Source organism: Halomonas sp., assembly GCF_041689495.1.
GTDB lineage: Bacteria > Pseudomonadota > Gammaproteobacteria > Pseudomonadales > Halomonadaceae > Halomonas.
This window is the reverse complement of sequence record NZ_JBDNGD010000510.1, coordinates 1-2977: the sequence shown is the minus strand read 5'-3', so window position 1 is coordinate 2977 and position 2977 is coordinate 1. Positions and strand designations below refer to the sequence as shown.

The 2977-nt window shown below is 55.0% G+C and carries 1 rRNA gene; it reads left to right on the top strand.

From position 1 onward, the window contains the following. Positions 1-302 precede the first annotated feature (302 nt). A 23S ribosomal RNA gene (locus tag ACESMD_RS15140) occupies positions 303-2977 on the top strand; the annotation flags it as partial.

Below are 2977 nucleotides of genomic sequence, written 5' to 3'. Positions count from 1 at the left end.
GGATTTTGGATTTATGATTGGTGATTAGAATGAAGCAACCATCACCAACGATAAATCGAAAGTCTGTGCGCCCGGCGCGTGCATGGCCATTAAAATTTTTACATACAACGGGATCTACGATTGGCGATTGATGGTAAATCATGAACTGCCAATCATCAATCATAGATTCAAAAGTGTTCTTTGACGTAGTGAAGCTGATAGATTTACAACAGATTTATCCTGTGCCGGCCACCTGGCGGGCACAGGAGCAAAGGTTAGAATTGAGCGTCATCGCACTGGTGGCTTGCGCTGCAAGCCATACAGTGTAAACATAGAAGGGCGTATGGTGAATGCCTTGGCATATGCGAGCGATGAAGGACGTGTAAAGCTGCGAAAAGCTGCGGGGAGCTGCACAAGAGCGTGGATCCGCAGGTGTCCGAATGGGGCAACCCACCTCCGATTTATCGGAGGTATCTCCCGAGTATTCGGGAGAAGTCAAACGGGGGGAACTGAAACATCTAAGTACCCCCAGGAGCAGAAAACAATACAGTGATTCCCCAAGTAGCGGCGAGCGAACGGGGGTGAGCCCAAACCCGCCCCATTTATGGGTCGGGGGTTGTAGGGCCCACAAACGGAATCCGAGCAAAGACGAAGCGGACTGGAAAGCCGCCCCACAGAAGGTGATAGGCCTGTAGACGTACGCGCGGTGCCCCGGTGGGATTCCCTGAGTACCACGGGACCGGAGAAATCCTGTGGGAACCAGCCGGCACCATCCGGCAAGGCTATAGTATTGCATATGACCGATAGTGAACCAGTACCGTGAGGGAAAGGTGAAAAGAACGCCGAGAAGGCGAGTGAAACAGTACCTGAAACCATACGCTTACAAGCGGTCGGAGCGTCTGTAATCTTCGGATTATGGATGTGACGGCGTGCCTTTTGTATAATGAACCTACGAGTTGCACCTGGCCTGCAAGGTTAATCCGCTTAGCGGAGACAGCCGCAGCGAAAGCGAGTCCCAAGTGGGCGCCCAGTAGGCTGGGGCAGACGCGAAACCACGTGATCTATCCATGACCAGGGTGAAGCGTCGGTAAGACGACGTGGAGGCCCGAACCGCCTGGCGCTGAAAAGCCATCGGATGAGTTGTGGATAGGGGTGAAAGGCCAATCAAACGTGGAAATAGCTCGTTCTCCCCGAAATATATTTAGGTATAGCATCTGGTGTGTAGCTGCTCGGAGGTAGAGCACTGATTAGGCTAGGGGGCTTCACCGCCTACCAACCCTAGACAAACTCCGAATGCCGAGTAGTGTTACCAGGTAGTCAGTGGCCGGGTGATAACGTCCGGTCGCAAGAGGGAAAGATCCCAGATCGCCAGCTAAGGCCCCTAAATCCATACTAAGTTGCATAAAGAAAGTTGGGTTGCCCAGACAACTAGGAGGTTGGCTTAGAAGCAGCCATTCCTTGAAAGAGTGCGTAATAGCTCACTAGTCGAGCGGCCCGGCGTCGAAAATTTGCGGGCATAAGTGTGGTGCCGAAGCTGCGGATTCTATCCGCCATCCGGCGGATAGAGTGGTAGGGGAGCATTCCAGGCCCATCGAAGTTTGGCTGTAAGGCCGAGTGGAGGACCTGGAAGCGAAACTGTAGGTATGAGTAACGATAAGACGGGTGCGAAACCCGTCCACCGAAAATCTAAGGGTTCCTGATCAACGCTAATCGGATCAGGGTTAGTCGAGACCTAAGGCGTAGCCGTTGGGCGAAGCCGATGGACAACCGGTTAAATATTCCGGTACCGAGGTCTGGCCATAATCAGCAGGGGTTACGCAGACGTGACACCACCGCCTCCCGACGGAATGGGAGGTTAAAGGGCGCAGGCCGGCGGGCCGGAAAATCCACCCGCCACCAGGCCGAGGCCCGACAGTACGGGGAGCCTACGGGCAAACCGATAGTGTGGGTAAGCATGCTGCCAAGAAACACCTCGCTGATTGCCAGGACTCGCTCGTACCCCAAACCAACACAGGTAGATGAGCAGAGAATGCTAAGGTGCTCGAGTAAATCGTAGCTAAGGAACTCGGCAAACTCGGTCCGTAACTTCGGGAGAAGGACCCCCCAATGGTCGCCTTCGGGTGGCCGGCGGGGCGCAGTGACCCGGTCCAATCGACTGTTTAACAAAAACACAGGCCTCTGCTAAGTCGCAAGACGATGTATAGGGGCTGACACCTGCCCGGTGCCGGAAGGTCAAGGAAGGAGGTTAATGGGTTCGCCCATGAAGCCTTCGACTGAAGCCCCGGTAAACGGCGGCCGTAACTATAACGGTCCTAAGGTAGCGAAATTCCTTGTCGGGTAAGTTCCGACCTGCACGAATGGTGCAACGAATTGGACGCTGTCTCGGCTACGAGCTCGGTGAAATTGAGGTATCGGTGATGACGCCGATTACCCGCAGCGGGACGGAAAGACCCCGTGAACCTTTACTACAGCTTTATATTGGTTTTACCGCCCGCCCGTGCAGGATAGGTGGGAGGCCCGGAAGCCGGCGCGCCAGCGCCGGTGGAGCCCCCCCTGAAATACCACCCTTGCAGGCGGTGAATTCTAACTCTCCATAGCGGGAGGACAGTGTATGGTGGGTAGTTTGACTGGGGCGGTCGCCTCCTAAACAGTAACGGAGGCTCCCAAAGGTACCCTCAACGCGGTCGGCAATCGCGTGTAGCGTGTAAAAGCATAAGGGTGCTTGACTGCGAGACATACAGGTCGAGCAGCTGCGAAAGCAGGGTTTAGTGATCCGGCGGCACCACATGGAAGGGCCGTCGCTCAAAGGATAAAAGGTACTCCGGGGATAACAGGCTTATCTCCCCCAAGAGTTCATATCGACGGGGAGGTTTGGCACCTCGATGTCGGCTCATCGCATCCTGGGGCTGGAGAAGGTCCCAAGGGTTTGGCTGTTCGCCAATTAAAGCGGTACGCGAGCTGGGTTCAGAACGTCGTGAGACAGTTCGGTCCCTATCTG